The 12657-nt window shown below is 57.7% G+C and carries 24 protein-coding genes and 1 tRNA gene; 16 read left to right on the top strand and 9 right to left on the bottom strand.

Annotated elements, in window-relative coordinates; all coding sequences use genetic code 11:
* Positions 1-5: 5 nt before the first annotated feature.
* Genes RBB44_RS09930 through RBB44_RS09955 form a run of 6 tightly spaced genes read right to left on the bottom strand, consistent with a single transcriptional unit; the run spans position 6 to position 2392 of the window.
* On the bottom strand, positions 6-221 hold the full coding sequence (locus RBB44_RS09930) for an AlpA family transcriptional regulator (protein ID WP_306147206.1): 216 nt from the start codon (positions 219-221) through the stop codon (positions 6-8).
* A gap of 16 nt (positions 222-237) precedes the next feature.
* Entirely contained in the window at positions 238-504 is a 267-nt protein-coding gene (locus RBB44_RS09935; protein WP_306147207.1) for a hypothetical protein, read from the bottom strand.
* 20 nt (positions 505-524) lie between these two features.
* Positions 525-767: a hypothetical protein gene (locus RBB44_RS09940; RefSeq protein WP_306147208.1), complete on the bottom strand. Its 243-nt coding sequence runs from the start codon at positions 765-767 to the stop codon at positions 525-527.
* Positions 764-1618 carry a hypothetical protein gene (locus RBB44_RS09945; protein ID WP_306147209.1) on the bottom strand — a complete coding sequence of 285 codons (855 nt, stop codon included), beginning with the start codon at positions 1616-1618 and terminating at the stop codon, positions 764-766. Before RBB44_RS09945 ends, RBB44_RS09940 begins: the two co-directional genes overlap by 4 nt.
* Before the next feature lie 19 nt (positions 1619-1637).
* Positions 1638-1946, bottom strand: a complete 309-nt coding sequence (locus RBB44_RS09950; RefSeq protein ID WP_306147210.1) for a hypothetical protein — start codon at positions 1944-1946, stop codon at positions 1638-1640.
* Positions 1922-2392 carry a hypothetical protein gene (locus RBB44_RS09955; RefSeq protein WP_306147211.1) on the bottom strand — a complete coding sequence of 157 codons (471 nt, stop codon included), beginning with the start codon at positions 2390-2392 and terminating at the stop codon, positions 1922-1924. The genes RBB44_RS09950 and RBB44_RS09955 overlap by 25 nt, the downstream gene beginning before the upstream one ends.
* A gap of 171 nt (positions 2393-2563) precedes the next feature.
* On the opposite strand from RBB44_RS09955, the gene RBB44_RS09960 reads away from it, so the two are divergent.
* Positions 2564-2878, top strand: a complete 315-nt coding sequence (locus tag RBB44_RS09960; protein ID WP_306147212.1) for a hypothetical protein — start codon at positions 2564-2566, stop codon at positions 2876-2878.
* Positions 2879-3283: 405 nt separating this feature from the next.
* Positions 3284-3997, top strand: a complete 714-nt coding sequence (locus RBB44_RS09965; protein WP_306147213.1) for a hypothetical protein — start codon at positions 3284-3286, stop codon at positions 3995-3997.
* A 750-nt stretch (positions 3998-4747) separates the two neighbouring features.
* Here the strand turns inward: RBB44_RS09965 and RBB44_RS09970 are convergent.
* Positions 4748-5233 carry a helix-turn-helix transcriptional regulator gene (locus RBB44_RS09970; RefSeq protein ID WP_306147214.1) on the bottom strand — a complete coding sequence of 162 codons (486 nt, stop codon included), beginning with the start codon at positions 5231-5233 and terminating at the stop codon, positions 4748-4750.
* 38 nt (positions 5234-5271) lie between these two features.
* On the opposite strand from RBB44_RS09970, the gene RBB44_RS25510 reads away from it, so the two are divergent.
* Together RBB44_RS25510 and RBB44_RS09975 are read left to right on the top strand one after the other, a co-directional pair.
* Positions 5272-5529: a helix-turn-helix transcriptional regulator gene (locus RBB44_RS25510; RefSeq protein ID WP_371932241.1), complete on the top strand. Its 258-nt coding sequence runs from the start codon at positions 5272-5274 to the stop codon at positions 5527-5529.
* Entirely contained in the window at positions 5526-6023 is a 498-nt protein-coding gene (locus tag RBB44_RS09975; RefSeq protein ID WP_306147215.1) for a phage regulatory CII family protein, read from the top strand. The genes RBB44_RS25510 and RBB44_RS09975 overlap by 4 nt, the downstream gene beginning before the upstream one ends.
* A gap of 39 nt (positions 6024-6062) precedes the next feature.
* Here the strand turns inward: RBB44_RS09975 and RBB44_RS09980 are convergent, their stop codons facing one another.
* A complete protein-coding gene (locus tag RBB44_RS09980) occupies positions 6063-6470 on the bottom strand; it encodes a hypothetical protein (protein WP_306147216.1) in 408 nt (135 codons plus the stop codon).
* A 183-nt stretch (positions 6471-6653) separates the two neighbouring features.
* Here RBB44_RS09980 and RBB44_RS09985 point away from each other — a divergent pair, with 183 nt between their 5' ends.
* Positions 6654-7019 (top strand): hypothetical protein, encoded by a 366-nt coding sequence (locus RBB44_RS09985; RefSeq protein WP_306147217.1) that lies wholly within the window; start codon positions 6654-6656, stop codon positions 7017-7019.
* A gap of 60 nt (positions 7020-7079) precedes the next feature.
* On the opposite strand, the gene RBB44_RS09990 is transcribed toward RBB44_RS09985, so the two are convergent.
* Positions 7080-7343, bottom strand: coding sequence for a hypothetical protein (locus tag RBB44_RS09990; protein ID WP_306147218.1), 264 nt, complete (start codon positions 7341-7343; stop codon positions 7080-7082).
* Positions 7344-7498: 155 nt separating this feature from the next.
* Here RBB44_RS09990 and RBB44_RS09995 point away from each other — a divergent pair, with 155 nt between their 5' ends.
* The 11 genes from RBB44_RS09995 (at position 7499) to RBB44_RS10045 (ending at position 12644) form a co-directional block, all read left to right on the top strand.
* On the top strand, positions 7499-8071 hold the full coding sequence (locus RBB44_RS09995; RefSeq protein ID WP_306147219.1) for a GcrA family cell cycle regulator: 573 nt from the start codon (positions 7499-7501) through the stop codon (positions 8069-8071).
* Positions 8068-8415 (top strand): hypothetical protein, encoded by a 348-nt coding sequence (locus RBB44_RS10000; protein WP_306147220.1) that lies wholly within the window; start codon positions 8068-8070, stop codon positions 8413-8415. The genes RBB44_RS09995 and RBB44_RS10000 overlap by 4 nt, the downstream gene beginning before the upstream one ends.
* A 19-nt stretch (positions 8416-8434) precedes the next feature.
* Positions 8435-8662, top strand: a complete 228-nt coding sequence (locus RBB44_RS10005; RefSeq protein ID WP_306147221.1) for a hypothetical protein — start codon at positions 8435-8437, stop codon at positions 8660-8662.
* Positions 8649-8915, top strand: coding sequence for a helix-turn-helix domain-containing protein (locus RBB44_RS10010; protein ID WP_306147222.1), 267 nt, complete (start codon positions 8649-8651; stop codon positions 8913-8915). Before RBB44_RS10005 ends, RBB44_RS10010 begins: the two co-directional genes overlap by 14 nt.
* On the top strand, positions 8912-9115 hold the full coding sequence (locus RBB44_RS10015; protein ID WP_306147223.1) for a hypothetical protein: 204 nt from the start codon (positions 8912-8914) through the stop codon (positions 9113-9115). The genes RBB44_RS10010 and RBB44_RS10015 overlap by 4 nt, the downstream gene beginning before the upstream one ends.
* A 3-nt stretch (positions 9116-9118) precedes the next feature.
* Positions 9119-9751 (top strand): hypothetical protein, encoded by a 633-nt coding sequence (locus RBB44_RS10020; protein ID WP_306147224.1) that lies wholly within the window; start codon positions 9119-9121, stop codon positions 9749-9751.
* A gap of 3 nt (positions 9752-9754) precedes the next feature.
* Positions 9755-10027 carry a DUF2312 domain-containing protein gene (locus tag RBB44_RS10025; protein ID WP_306147225.1) on the top strand — a complete coding sequence of 91 codons (273 nt, stop codon included), beginning with the start codon at positions 9755-9757 and terminating at the stop codon, positions 10025-10027.
* A 124-nt stretch (positions 10028-10151) separates the two neighbouring features.
* Positions 10152-10496, top strand: coding sequence for a hypothetical protein (locus tag RBB44_RS10030; protein ID WP_306147226.1), 345 nt, complete (start codon positions 10152-10154; stop codon positions 10494-10496).
* A complete protein-coding gene (locus RBB44_RS10035) occupies positions 10493-11791 on the top strand; it encodes a helix-turn-helix domain-containing protein (RefSeq protein WP_306147227.1) in 1299 nt (432 codons plus the stop codon). The genes RBB44_RS10030 and RBB44_RS10035 overlap by 4 nt, the downstream gene beginning before the upstream one ends.
* The gene (locus RBB44_RS10040; protein WP_209173449.1) at positions 11788-12393 is read left to right on the top strand and encodes a transcription termination/antitermination NusG family protein; all 606 of its coding nucleotides are present in this window, start codon (positions 11788-11790) and stop codon (positions 12391-12393) included. The genes RBB44_RS10035 and RBB44_RS10040 overlap by 4 nt, the downstream gene beginning before the upstream one ends.
* 161 nt (positions 12394-12554) lie before the next feature.
* Positions 12555-12644 (top strand) — tRNA-Met (locus tag RBB44_RS10045).
* The last annotated feature ends 13 nt before the right edge of the window (positions 12645-12657 follow it).

The raw sequence follows: 12657 nt of genomic DNA on the forward strand, positions 1-12657 counted from the left end.
CCGGTCTATGGCCGGGGCATCTCTTTGTCGTTGACTGGCAATCCGCGTATCCAGTCGTTGATCTCATGCTCAAGCCATCGGACATTCCCGCGGCCAACCTGCCGGGGTCGCGGAAACCGACCGGCATCAATATACCTGTAAATAGTCGAGCTGCCCAGTGAAACACGGTTCTTCACTTCGGACAGTTTCAACAGTGTGAGATTGTCTTCTGCGAGGCTCATTCTTTCAGTCTCTCATTCACTGGGAAGATTGCCCGGCGGGCGTGTTCGCCTTCGCCGGGCCGGTGCCGCTATCTTTGCTGATGGGGCCGTGCGGTCTGAGGCGCATCCCGGCAACGTGTTCCAGGTTGTTGCCGATCGCGCGAATGTCTTTGGCGAGGGCGTGATCGCCGGCGCACTCGGATTCTTGCGCGGCCTTTGCCAGCTCTGCCGAGGCTCGGCTGATCGTGAGGCGAACGCGCGACATATGGATCGAAGGCTGAGTGATAAAGTTGTCAGCGGTCATGCTTTCTCTCCTGGTGTCTCCTAATCGCGGTCTGGTTCGTAATGCGTCCGCTTTTGCAGCTTTGCATAGACCTCGGTGCGGCCGTCGCCTTTTACATCGATGCTTAGGTCCGAGACCTCTAACTCGGTGTTGTGGACGGCGGCGGTAATGGCGTCTGCCATATCAATTACGGTTTTGGCTGCTGACGGCGGACTAAGTGGGCGCTTGTCAATGCGAACGGAGGAATATGTTTCGCTTGTTTTTTTCGCGTTTGGTTTGTTCATGCTTGCGCTCCTGTCTCGGTGCTCAAGGTCTCTTCTCGTTGGCTCACGATGTAGCGGGATCGCTTGATTCCAAGAGATGGGTCGCCTCGCCAATGGCCTCTAACAACTTCTACTTTCCCTCTTTTGACGCGCAGATGGGCGCGGCAGAAATGCATCGCTCTGCTTCCAGTTAGGTGTGCTTCCTTGGGCGGCTCGGCGCTTGTGTCGCGAGTCGGGGTGATCTCCAGAAGGATTTCAGTCCATGCCCTAAGGGGGAACTTTCCGGAAACTGATCGAGAGCGCAGGAGTCGTTTTTCTAACCCGCGATGTGGCATATGCTGACGCCGCCCAACGATCTTAGGTGTATTGATCAAGCCGATAACGATTGCCAATAGCGCGCGCGCTTGCAGATCTATCCGCTTCTCGCAATGCTTGCCGTCGTTACTTAGCGGTGCGCAGGATGCAAGGTCGGTAGCAGAGAAGAGTGGCCCGCACTTAAGCTCCCGAAATATGTGCAGTTCGCCAAGGTGGCAAATTTTGTGCCCCTTTGCTCCCAAAAACTGCAGACCATTGATCTGGTCACCATCTCGCCAAAGGTGCCAGCCGATGCGGGCTTTGCCTCCGAAGTGCTCGCGGTTGATATTTGGGCTGATTTCAGGCGGCAGGCGGAATTCAATGAAGCAAGGCTCGGATGGCAAAAACAAGTCTTCCGAAGAAAGCTTCACGCGACCGTATGCGGCGTCCCATGCCATCAGCCATGCGGTTTCTGCAATCGCGCTGACTTCAAAGCAATGAGATTGTCCAAGCGCGGCATGTAGTGACTGGTTGGGGCTGTGGGCCGCCATAAGAATGTGTTTTGCCAACGGTGTCATAGTGCGTGCACCCTGCGGTTCATGCCTTGCGATCTTTGGAAATCAAGAAAAGTGGCCCTGCCTCGCGGGAGGAAGTGAAACGGGCAGGGCCGAGTTTCACCCGCTGATCATTTGCGGCCGGGAGGAGATAGCCGCTGCGGGTGGTCTTAGGGGAGGTTTCGCTCCCTTCCGGCCAGACCCCGAAGGACTGAACGGAAGCTTTTTTGCCGGCGTCTGCCTTCTGGCGGCGGCGCTCGGCGAAATGGGTGGCGGCCAGGCAGAGGCCGGAAAGGCCCAAAAGCGCATAAGGCGCGGTTGCCTGGATCAGGCTGGTGATGGCGTAGGACATGGATCCGGTTCCTTCCAGTCTTTGATGGCAGCATCTGCCAGCTCGCGGCCAAGCTCGGTCAGCGGAGCCGGGCCATTGGATGGCCAGCCTCTGCTGTGAAGGGCCGTTGCGACGGCGCGCAGGGCATCCGGCTTGCCATAGATGACGTAGTCCTGCTCAAGGTTCGGCAGTGGCAAGCGCAGGGCCTCAAGGTCGAGCCCGGAAACATAGTCGTCTCCGCCGTCGTCCCGGCGGACAAGAATGGCGCGCGTGGTTGCCTTGGCGCTGTTGTAAAAGCGCACTTGGGCGGACAGGCTTGCCAGGCATTTCTTCACCGAATCCATCAGGGTCGCCAGATGGAACCCTTTGGTCAAAACCGTGGGTGCATCCGGGTGTTTCTGGAAGTCGTCAATAGTCCGTTCCAGGATCGCGATGGCGCTGTTGGTGTTTTGAATGCTGGCTGTCACGGTGTCATCTCCCGGTTGTTGTCTGTCGGGAATGCTACCGCGCGGAAATCCACCTTGCACACAGCTTTAGATTGAAAGTGGAATCGGGCACTATGAATGTACTTGGCCGCACCGCTCCTCGCGAGAGTGGTGCGGCCTTTCCACGCCACAAGCTTCAAGGAAAGGAAAAGCATGGCAGAGGAAACTGTTGCGTCTGAAGATTTGGAGGCGCGCTTGGCGTCTTTAAAGCAGGAAACGTATGCCCGGCTTTTTGCGCATAAGGTCGGTATCATGTCGATCATGATTGCCTTTAAAACCATGCACAATATCAGCGATGAGGCCATGGAGAAGATCAGGACCGGAGCGCTGGAAGGTGCTCTTTCGCAGTTGGACCAGATCGCGGAGAGTGACGGGGGTGCGCCCGAGGGTTGGGATCGCGTCATAGAAATCTGCAAAGACGAGATCATGAACGTGTTCCCGTCAATTGATAGCGAATTTGACGACTAGTTTCGATTTTGGCGCGGATTGCTTCCGCTACAGCAGCTGCGTCAAGTCTTGGTGATGCGTCCGCTTCAAGTCGTTCTACTTTGCTCTCCAGGTCGCTGACGCGTTTTGACAGGCTTGCGGCGGTTTCTTTTGTCTGCATCGCCTGTCTCCCTTCTCCTGATTGGCGCGGGCGCCGGCTGTGGGGCCGGTCGCCCGCTCTTTTCCCCGGTGGCGGGCTTGGGGAATTCCAAATCAACAACATCCGGTTATTGATCAGGTGTTGACTTCAATTATGATCAATATTGCCAATTAGGCAATATCAAAATGACTTTTTGTGTAAAGTTTTTTGACTCAGGTTCGCTAGGTCCAAAAAAACGTTATGATTTCTGGTAGTTTTTACGAGCCTGGAGCCGGTTGAGACGGGATATGGTCGTCAAGCAAGTCAATAAATTGGACCTTCAATGCGCTGCTGGCATGGTCCGCAATCAAGTTTTGTCAGTTGCTGGTGTGACCAGAATTCGGCTGCTTTATGAAGTTGCTGAGATGGAGTGCGTGGCCAACATAATTGGCAAGGGTGTGCTCGGGCCGCACTTTGCGCGGAGCATGAATGATATTTCTCCAGGTCATCTGATGGTCATGGTTGCGTATGCCGGAGACGAGCATAGTGAGCGGCCGGTCGGGATGGTAGCAGCTCGGTATGACGATAAGCCTGGGTGGGATTTGAAAGACTTTCTGTCGGCGCATTGGTCGCGCCTTTATCCGTCAGAAAAAGCCGGCGAGTTTGCTGAATTTCTTCCAGAAAGTTGTCTTTATGCGCAAGGGATCACCGGGCCGTTTTCCTACATCGGGGACGGGTGGATCTCAAAAGAGTTTCGTGGCAGCGATCTTCTTGGTTTGATCCAAAAGTTACTGATCATGCTGGCATATGATGAATGGAAGCCCGCATTAACCTACGGTTGGATGCGGCCAGACAAGGTTTTGAAAGGGTATGCGGCCCGTTGGGGATATTCTATGGTTTATCCGCGCGGTATTGAGTGGCGTGTGCCTCCAGCGCAAATTGATTTGCGGGATGTATATTTTGTCGGTGTTGATCAAGTGGGAATTCGTCAGATGGTTCTTGATCTAACCTATGAGGACTAGCCGCTGCTGCGAAGCTGTAGCAATATAAAAACATTGCGCCTGCGAGGGTGCGAACCGGCAGGATCAAGCGCTCATATTTGAATTTGAAGCACTTCCCGTCAACGCAAGTTGGTGCAGAGACAAGGTCAAAAACAGGTAATTCGGACTTTTGCGCCTTGCCATAGTGGGCGCCCACAAGCTCTCGAAACTCAGGTCGAAAGGCCGTGGTTTTTGTTGGCTCTTCAAGCCACCTTTCACCAATCACCTTTCCCGCGAGTGCATTTTCGCCGCAATACAGGATCTCCGGAGAGAGTTCGTTGCTGCGAAGAGTGTCAAGCATAACAAGCCGGTCGATGCTCAGATCATGGCCAAAGTCGCGCGTGAGATAGCCATCCGATCTTTGCCACCTTTTAAGCAGTGTCCGTGCAAAGGAATCACCGTCGCCACTACTGAGTAAGCTGATGGGTTGCTCGACTACAAATCCGTTCATTGGAATTCACTCTTCGTCTAGATTGTATCCCCTGTGCATTAGGAGTTTGCGTTGTTGATCGGAGGCGACCAGTAGTGGCCTGATCAATTTGTCAAACTTTATGACCTGGTCGCCCGCAAGGGCGCGCAAATGAGTGTGTCCGGCGACCTGAAAGCACATTTGCTCTGCGATCACTTCAAGTTTCTCTTTTTGTATCCAGGCGATGTTGTCAATTAAGATCTCGTCAGGGTTGTATGGTGTCTTACACCTATACAACGCAAGGAAGTCCGGCCTCCTCATTGTCAGTCTTCCTCATTACGCAAAATGTCAGAGTATACTTGTTCAAAAATCACGGCAAAGTCAGCGTTAGAGCCGCGTCCGCCGAGCATTGTTTCTTCAATGGTTCTGGCGCGTTCATACGCCTTGCGAAAGGCGTCTGGGTTAATCATTAACGGCTCATCCGATGGATGGCCTGTAAGCGCTTCCGCTGCTTCTTCAACCTCGCCAGGGGTTGTGCCTAAAAGCCGATAAAATTCCTCGGGTGTCTTGTTTGACACGCGGGCAAGACGATCGATCAGATCAGTTGTAATGCGTCTTTTGTTATTGCTCATGCGCGATAGATGCGCGGCTGAGATGCCAAGTTCTTCGGCTAGGCGCTCGCCTGTGAAGCCGGTTAAATGTTTGGCAAGTTTGATCGGGCTCTTGTGCATAAAGGCATTATTGCCTTTTTGGCACAGTAGGCTAGGGCCTATTTGGCAATTCGTCCCCAAAGAAATTTGATCAAGCATATTGCCTCCTTGGCAATATTGCGGCAATTATGGTTGCTATGACGAACTTAGCAACATTTTTGGCCGAACGCCGGATTGCGCAGTCCGACTTCGCAAAGATCGTCAATGCCACGCCATCGACGATCTCGCGAATTTGTCGAGGGAAGCGCTTCCCTAGCCGCAGGCTCGCGAGTCGCATTGTAGCTGCAACAGAAGGTGCGGTCACAATTGAAGATCTCCTTGGTTTCGGTGTTGATCAAGCATCACTCAGCTCGTGCGGGTTGTCATCGCGTAAATCCGAGGGGTTTACGCCATGAAATTCCGGCCGACCACAGAGCACGACCGTGCGAGCCTGAAATCTGCCGTTCGTCGGCTGTTGCGGGGGATTGGCGGGCAGGAAGAGGCGGCGGGCGCAACGCGCGTTAGTCAGCAAACCTTGTCCAAGTATGCCTCTCCATCCGAGGCGCATGATCGGGACCATATCCCGATCGATGTTCTCATGGATCTGACGATTGACGGGGATGATCCAACCGTCGTGCGCACACTCTGCCGTTTGGCAAACGGTGTGTTTGTGCCGCTCCCGCGCTCACGTGAGGCCATTACAAACTGGCCGTCTGCGGTTGGCGCCGCAGTGAAGCGCGGTGCCGAGGCGGCAGAGGCGATTTGCACAGCACTCAGCGATGACGGCCAGATCACCCGCCAAGAAATAGAAGATCTCGAAATCACCGACAAGCTCAGCCGCGCAATCGAGGCTCTGATTGTTCTGCAGACGCATGCGCGCTCGGTGCTGGATCAGGAGGCTGCGGAATGAAGCTTCATCTCACCGAGCGCGGCCTGGAATTCGTCCACGTCAGAACAGCTTTTTGCGCTTTTTTTTATTTTGTTCTGCCATCTGAACCTCCGCGGTATCAATCCAGCGGCGTAAGCTCTCCGGGTTTAGGCGGAATGTTACACCCGTGCTGTTTTCAGCTGACATTTCAAGAACAAACTTCTCCTGAATTTCGAGGCCTTCTAACGACTTCTCCAACCGGAGAGGTTGCAGTTCAGTGTCCGCCAGAAGCGCTCCGGCTGTTTGGTCAAAGTTTTTCTCCCTTCGTTTGCGGAGGGCGTCGGCCATGAGGGAAATGATTTGTTTGTCAACTTCCGGCGGTAGGTTGATCAGGGCGCTTTTCCCATCTGCTGTCATGCAGCTTAGGGACATCTTGTCGCCCTTTACGACTATTTGGGCGACGCTCGTTACGTCGATCTCATCTGTCAATTTCATCTCCTTTTGGGTGTTGCGAAAGGGGGTGAGCCGGTCCGGCGCATGTTGGGGCGTGCGCCGGATCTCTGTCTTTTATACACGGTTTGTTCTGGTTTCGTTGTGCGGGAAATTTGCTCGCGCCGGTTTTCAACAAGCTCGGCACACCCCTTTTCTGCCGTTTTGGCAAGAGGTGTGGCCATGAAGAAACCTCCGACCCTGGCAGACTGGAACCGGGACCCCGCCTGCATTGACCGGTATCTGGCCGGACTTGATGCGCTCGATGTCCTGAAGATGGGCGAGGGGGCGCTTCGGCTGTTGTCCGATTTCCTCTTCGATGCGGCTCGCAAGAAAGTTTTGTCCTCGCTGTCCCTGACATCGCCATCGGTGCGGCGTGCTGCTGCCGACAAAAGGGAAACCTTGGACACGCTGCGCAATCAGTTTCTCGCAGAGGCGGCCATGTTTGAGACCGCTGGCCGGTTTTTCCGTGCAGCGGCCAACCGGCGCGATTGTCCAGATCTTCCAATCCATCCTCAAGAACAGGAGCCCGCTCATGAGCCTGGCTGACAGTCCAACTCAACTGGTTTTTGCCGGGTTCACGGTTCGGCTCGACGGGGGGGGGTCCACCTAGCGACTGTTCCGGGCTTCCTCACAAAAACCGCTGATGACCTTGAACATCGTGTCGTAGAAGCCCGTCCCGAGCTGCTCGAACTGCCCCTGCGGTACTGCTTTTTTGGCCTCGTTGAGCAAATCGGCCTCGATGGCGTCGATGTCGATGTTTTCAGCGCCGATGCTGGCGCTGAGTTCCGCATACAGTCGCCGCGTTATCGCAAAGTATGCCGCTATTGCCGCCGTCAAATGCAGCTTGTCGTCCGGAATGCTCTCTTTCATGCGTTTTGGCCCCTTCCCAGTGCACTAAAAAAGCGAGTTGGACCCCAGTTTCGCCCAAAAGTCGAGTGCGGTGGCAATCAAGAAGCGTCTTTTGCTTTCTCGTTCCCAAAGTTCCTTTCGTTTTTCCGACCTTCCCAAAAAATAGGAGCCCGCTCATGAGCCTGGCTGAAACCTTCGACCCGATCACCTGGCCGGCCTTGTCGGCGGACGAAAAACGGGATGCCGTGTTCGAGCTGATGCTCCGCGGCCGCACCGTTCAGGAAATCGCAGAGGCGCTGTCGATCACCTATGGCACGATCGGCGCCAACCATGTGCGCGGCGTCATCGATCGGCACAATCTCGCGGAAGAGCCTGCGGCCCTTGCTGCCAAGCAGCGGCGGTGCTCGGAGGAGCAGGCGGCCTCACGTGCGCGTGCACGTGCACGCAAGCCGCTGATGTTGCCGCGCGTTTCCGCGCTTCCGAAAATCCCGCTGCCGAAGCTGTCCGCAACCAGCGCAGGCAGCGGCATCACGTTGTTCGACCTGAAAAACGGGATGTGCCGGGCGCCGCTTTGGGATGACAGCGCCGTTGGCGTTCATGACAAGTTTTATTGCGGCGCACCGGCCAAGGACGGGCAGAGCTATTGCGCGTCCTGTTGTGAGCGCCTTCATGCGCCCGCACGCGAGCGGATCGTCTTTCACACACCGGCCGCGGCGGCTTCCGTCAACTGGCGGGTGCGCGCCCGATGACCGCAGCGCTCCGCCAGACCTTGCGGCTCTTCCTGTGGGCGCGCGCGCAGCATCTGCTGTGGCAAGGCGGCCAGCCGGTCGTCTTTGTGGCTTTGGCTGAGCGGATCGCTGCCGACACGGGTCTTGACCTTGCCAAGGTGCGGGCGGCGCTGTGCGGCGGTTTTTCCAGCGCGGGCAGCCAGGCGCAGCTGGCGCGGTGGTGCGGATTGCGCCGGGCCACAAAACACGGGGCGCCGGTTCTGGTTCCCGACCTTTCCGACACATTCGATCGCGGCCCGGGCCGCGGTGTGGCGCCGTGCGCGCCGGAGGATCTGCGGCAACGCCTGCCGGATCATTTGTCCTGAAAACCTGAAGGGGATTGCAATGCCGGGGATTGAAGAGGCCAAGGCCCTGAACATGCGACTCGCGCGCCAAATCGAAGCCTACTGGGCAAAGCGCGGTTTTGACGTGACGTGCTCCCAGATCGCCGATCGCGAAACGCCGGAAAGTCAGGCCTGGGTGCCGGGTCTGCGCTCTGACATGGTCAACGGCTTGCCAAAACCGCAGCTGCGCCAGTTGCCGGCGGAAAGCGTTTCCAATGCTGATGCTTGACCGGAAAAAACTCGGCGCGGCGCTTCTGGCAGCGCGCGAAAGGCGCGCCTTGTCGCTGCGCCAGGTGGAAGAGCGGACGGGCATTTCCAGGTCCACGATTGGCCGGGCCGAGCGCGGCCATGCGGACGGTTATGTGACCGCCGATGCGGTGGTGATCCTGGCGGCTTTCTACCGGATCGATCCGCGCTATTTCGTGACCCTGTTTCACGGGAATACCCCCTCGGGACAAACGTTAACGGAGCCTGCCGAATGACCTGGTTTTTCCTTTTTCCGGCCGCGTCTGCGGCTGTTGCGTCCTTCTCCGGCATTTGGGCGCTGGTCTACCTGATGCAGTTGCCAGGGCTATCCGGTGCGGTGCGCCGGGCGGAGATTGCGCGGTGCCTGCGGGCTTGCCGCTGGTGCGGCGTGTCGAGCCTGCCGGTGGTCTGGGTGTTTTGGCAAGGGGCGGTCTAGGCGATGGGCAAGCGCTCCAACTTTATACGGGTGCCAAAGGATCTCTACCGGACAATTGATGTGCGCGGCGGCGCGGCTGTTCTGCCGTTCTTGCGGCGCGATCAGATCCGGACCTTTGTCGAGCCGTGCTGGGGCTGGGGCGATCTGACGGGCCAGATCACGCGCGGCGGGATCCGCTGTGTCGGGCGATACGACATCGACCCGAAGATGACGCGAAAGGTGGATCCCGATCTGCCTGGTCTGCAGGGCCATGTGATTGCCCGCGATGCCCGGCAATTGACCTTTGCAGATCTGAACGGGGCCGACGCCATCATCACAAACCCGCCGTGGGCGCGCGAGCATCTGCATCCGATGATCTTGCGCTTCGCGCAGCTGGCGCCGACCTGGCTGCTGTTTGATGCGGGCTGGAAACATTCGAGACAGGCGTCCCGGATGATGCGGATCTGCACCGATTTCGTGCCCTGTCCGCGGCTGAAATGGATGCCGCACACGCGCGACAGCGCGATGGATGACTGCGGTTGGTACCGCTTCTCTTTTGCCGACGCACAGGCTGGCGCTGTGACGCGCTTCTGGCCGCTCGGCGCAACGCCGGAAGACGATCCGGGCGAGATTTTGAAACAAGCCATAGGAGCTTAATCCATGACCGATCCGGGTGGAGTTGCGGCCGATCAGCTGCGCGCATTTGTCGAGCGCATCGAACGGCTGGAGGAAGAGGGCCGGGCGCTGAACGATGACAAGAAGGATGTCTATGCCGAGGCCAAAGGCAACGGCTTTGATGTCAAGATCCTCAAGCAGGTCATCGCCCGGCGGCGCAAGCAGCCGCACCAGCGCGAGGAAGAGGATTCCGTTCTTGCCCTTTATGAGCAGGCGCTTGGCATGGCCGGGCCTGGCGACGGCGCGGGGGCGGCATGAGGCTAGTAACTCCGAAGGTGGTCGATTGTGTTGCGCAGGTATTGGCTTTCTGTGCGCAAGCTATCTCTCAGTTGGGTCAGTGCGCTTATCCCTCTAAGAGCACGACCTCAGGGGAGCACGCAGCATGAGCGCCGCAGCTGAAGCTTGGGCTGTGCGGGCGGCGGATGCGCTGGTGTGGCCAGATCCGTGCCTGCGCCGGCAAGTGCTTCTGGCACTCGCAGCGCGCCACGAGAGCGGCGTGCAGGGCGGCTTGATGCAAGTGCCGTTTGTTGAGCTTGCAGACCATCTGCAGCTCGCTGTGGTGCCGCTCTGGATGGCTTTGATGGAGCTGCGCCGGAAGGGCCTGATCGAGGTCCGCTTCGGGCCGGTGATTAGCGTCACCCTGGCCATTGATTTTCAAACTTCAGACTTCAACCACCCGGCAGAAGTGTCTGCGTTGCCGCAAGATTTTATTGGGGGCGCTGAATGAGCCATGAGGCGACCAATTGGGCCATCAAACAGCGGGGTTTGTCCCCGGCTGCAAAGATCGTCCTTTGGCATCTCTGTGACCGCTACCATCCCGACCACGGATGTTTTCCAAGCCAGGCGACCCTGGCGCGGGACTGTGAGATCTCCGAATCCAGTTTGAACAACCATCTGAACGCGCTGGAAACGGCGGGCTTGATTGCGCGCGAGCGCCGGGCGGACCAGAAGACGCGCAAGCGCAGATCAACGATCTATCGCCTGGCGTTTGAAGAGGGGTTTCAGGCTGTCGAGAAGGGATCTCGGGCGGTTGAAAACCGGGAGCCATCTCCAGAATTTGGAGATGGAAATGAGGCAAAAACCATCTCCAAAAATGGGCAAAAGCCATCTCCAAATCCGGGGCAAAACCATCTCCAAAATTTGGAGACTAACCCTGTAAGGGAACCAGTAAGAGAACCAGTAATTGAGAGAGAGCGCGCGACTGGGTGTGCGAGTGTGGGTGAGTGCGCAGATGGGCGGGCGCAAGAAACGCAGGATCCCGAAACCGTCACCCGTGCCAGCTGGATTGCCCGCTTCCGAAGAGCGCACAAGGAGTGGCCAACCTTTGCCACCGACAGCGTGGACACAGCGCAAGCGGCCTGGTTTGACCTATCCGAGGCGGAGCGCACCAAGGCGGCTGAGCTTTTGCCGGCCTTCGTCGCCCACGCCACGACTCTTGGTCGATCGAAGTTCTGTGCGTTTTCCAAATATCTCCAGGAAAAGCGCTGGGAGCGTTTGCCGGAAACCGCGATGAAGGCGAGCGGCGGCGGGTCTGCGATGGCCGCGCCATACGGCCGAGACTGGGGTGCGCTGCGGTTTGCCAATCTGATGCGTGCGCCGTATGGCCGTATTCCGCCGGCCACCCGGTTTCAGCAGCAGCTGATGGCGCAAGGCGGGGCGGCGGCCGAGCGGATGATCCGCGAACGCACGGCGCAATATGGCTGGCCAAAGGTCAACACGCTGCACGAAGACGCTCTTCGCCGGCATCGCGGTGCGCCGCGGGATCCAAAGCTGTCCGGACTGGCTGAACTCTTCGGCAAGGTGAAGGTTGGAGGCGCGCTGTTTGAGGCCTGGAAGGCGTTGCATGCCGCGCGCGGCTGGCCGTTTCTCGGTGAGGCGCGGGATCTGCCTGAGTGGATCTACATGCCCGCGACGCAGGAGCCTGTCGAGAGTTACGAAAGCCTGGACGGCGCGGTGAAAGCTGCGCTGGCCCGATTTGAAAATGCCCACGCTGAACTCCAGAAAAACGAGGCCGCCGAATGACCCATATGGCAACGATACCCGTGACTGCGGCCCTGAAAAGCGATTATGCCCTGATGCGGGCCTTGGTCACCGTGAAGGCGCTGGAGTGGATTGTGATCATGACCAACCCGTCCTGTGAAGAGCGGGCGATGGCGAGCTTGTCTGCCGCCGGTTTGATCGTCTACCGACCGATGGAGCCGGTGACCCGCAAGCGTGGGCGCAATGCGAAGACGGTGGACGCCAGCCGCGCGTTTTTTCCGCGTTATGTGTTCGTTGCGCTGGACCGATCGGCGGGGCAATTTGCCGAAATGGTGCGCACCTGCGACGGTGTGGAAAACATTTTGTCATTCCATTTCGACAAGCGGCCGCACATCGTGCCGGCTCGTCAGATGCAGGCCATCATGGAGGCGGCCTGGGAAGCGCAGACCGATAAAAACTATCAAATGCCCCAGACGTTTAGCATCGGTCAAAAGATCAGTATGTCCACCCAGCATTTCACCGGACTGGAGGCGGTTGTGTCCGCCTATGATGAGGCGCGCGGACGGGTGACGGCGGAGGCTGAGATGATGGGACAGCGGGTTCGCCTGGTTGTGCCGGTTGACAAATGCCGGGCTCCTGCATGATGTTCTTGGCAGGACGAGTTAGATGGATCCCGAAAGCCTGGGCAGGCACTGGCCGCCACACCAAACAGAGCGATTTCGGCATTGACCCCAGCCAACAGATCACGCCGGATGCGGCGGAGTTGGCGCTCTGGAGTTCTATGGGGAAACTCGGAAATCAGTTTTGTCAGGGTGGGGCAGTCCGGTAGCTCGCACTTTCCTTATCTGGGCTCATAACCTGGAGATCGCAGGTTCGAATCCTGCCCCTGCAACCAAATCTAGGCCCGC

Origin of the sequence: Roseibium sp. MMSF_3247 (assembly GCF_030733765.1) — a bacterium.
Taxonomy (GTDB): domain Bacteria; phylum Pseudomonadota; class Alphaproteobacteria; order Rhizobiales; family Stappiaceae; genus Roseibium.

Bases quoted from the DNA above. Each gene is read 5' to 3' on its own strand.
- RBB44_RS09950 (WP_306147210.1), bottom strand. From the start codon at position 1,946: ATGTCCTACGCCATCACCAGCCTGATCCAGGCAACCGCGCCTTATGCG.
- RBB44_RS10015 (WP_306147223.1), top strand. From the start codon at position 8,912: ATGACCTGGTTTTTCCTTTTTCCGGCCGCGTCTGCGGCTGTTGCGTCC.
- RBB44_RS10005 (WP_306147221.1), top strand. From the start codon at position 8,435: ATGCCGGGGATTGAAGAGGCCAAGGCCCTGAACATGCGACTCGCGCGC.
- RBB44_RS10000 (WP_306147220.1), top strand. From the start codon at position 8,068: ATGACCGCAGCGCTCCGCCAGACCTTGCGGCTCTTCCTGTGGGCGCGC.
- RBB44_RS10035 (WP_306147227.1), top strand. From the start codon at position 10,493: ATGAGCCATGAGGCGACCAATTGGGCCATCAAACAGCGGGGTTTGTCC.
- RBB44_RS09945 (WP_306147209.1), bottom strand. From the start codon at position 1,618: ATGACACCGTTGGCAAAACACATTCTTATGGCGGCCCACAGCCCCAAC.
- RBB44_RS09930 (WP_306147206.1), bottom strand. From the start codon at position 221: ATGAGCCTCGCAGAAGACAATCTCACACTGTTGAAACTGTCCGAAGTG.
- RBB44_RS09975 (WP_306147215.1), top strand. From the start codon at position 5,526: ATGAAATTCCGGCCGACCACAGAGCACGACCGTGCGAGCCTGAAATCT.
- RBB44_RS09995 (WP_306147219.1), top strand. From the start codon at position 7,499: ATGAGCCTGGCTGAAACCTTCGACCCGATCACCTGGCCGGCCTTGTCG.
- RBB44_RS09965 (WP_306147213.1), top strand. From the start codon at position 3,284: ATGGTCGTCAAGCAAGTCAATAAATTGGACCTTCAATGCGCTGCTGGC.
- RBB44_RS10030 (WP_306147226.1), top strand. From the start codon at position 10,152: ATGAGCGCCGCAGCTGAAGCTTGGGCTGTGCGGGCGGCGGATGCGCTG.
- RBB44_RS09985 (WP_306147217.1), top strand. From the start codon at position 6,654: ATGAAGAAACCTCCGACCCTGGCAGACTGGAACCGGGACCCCGCCTGC.
- RBB44_RS09940 (WP_306147208.1), bottom strand. From the start codon at position 767: ATGAACAAACCAAACGCGAAAAAAACAAGCGAAACATATTCCTCCGTT.
- RBB44_RS09960 (WP_306147212.1), top strand. From the start codon at position 2,564: ATGGCAGAGGAAACTGTTGCGTCTGAAGATTTGGAGGCGCGCTTGGCG.
- RBB44_RS10025 (WP_306147225.1), top strand. From the start codon at position 9,755: ATGACCGATCCGGGTGGAGTTGCGGCCGATCAGCTGCGCGCATTTGTC.
- RBB44_RS10040 (WP_209173449.1), top strand. From the start codon at position 11,788: ATGACCCATATGGCAACGATACCCGTGACTGCGGCCCTGAAAAGCGAT.
- RBB44_RS10010 (WP_306147222.1), top strand. From the start codon at position 8,649: ATGCTGATGCTTGACCGGAAAAAACTCGGCGCGGCGCTTCTGGCAGCG.
- RBB44_RS10020 (WP_306147224.1), top strand. From the start codon at position 9,119: ATGGGCAAGCGCTCCAACTTTATACGGGTGCCAAAGGATCTCTACCGG.
- RBB44_RS09970 (WP_306147214.1), bottom strand. From the start codon at position 5,233: ATGCTTGATCAAATTTCTTTGGGGACGAATTGCCAAATAGGCCCTAGC.
- RBB44_RS09990 (WP_306147218.1), bottom strand. From the start codon at position 7,343: ATGAAAGAGAGCATTCCGGACGACAAGCTGCATTTGACGGCGGCAATA.
- RBB44_RS25510 (WP_371932241.1), top strand. From the start codon at position 5,272: ATGACGAACTTAGCAACATTTTTGGCCGAACGCCGGATTGCGCAGTCC.
- RBB44_RS09935 (WP_306147207.1), bottom strand. From the start codon at position 504: ATGACCGCTGACAACTTTATCACTCAGCCTTCGATCCATATGTCGCGC.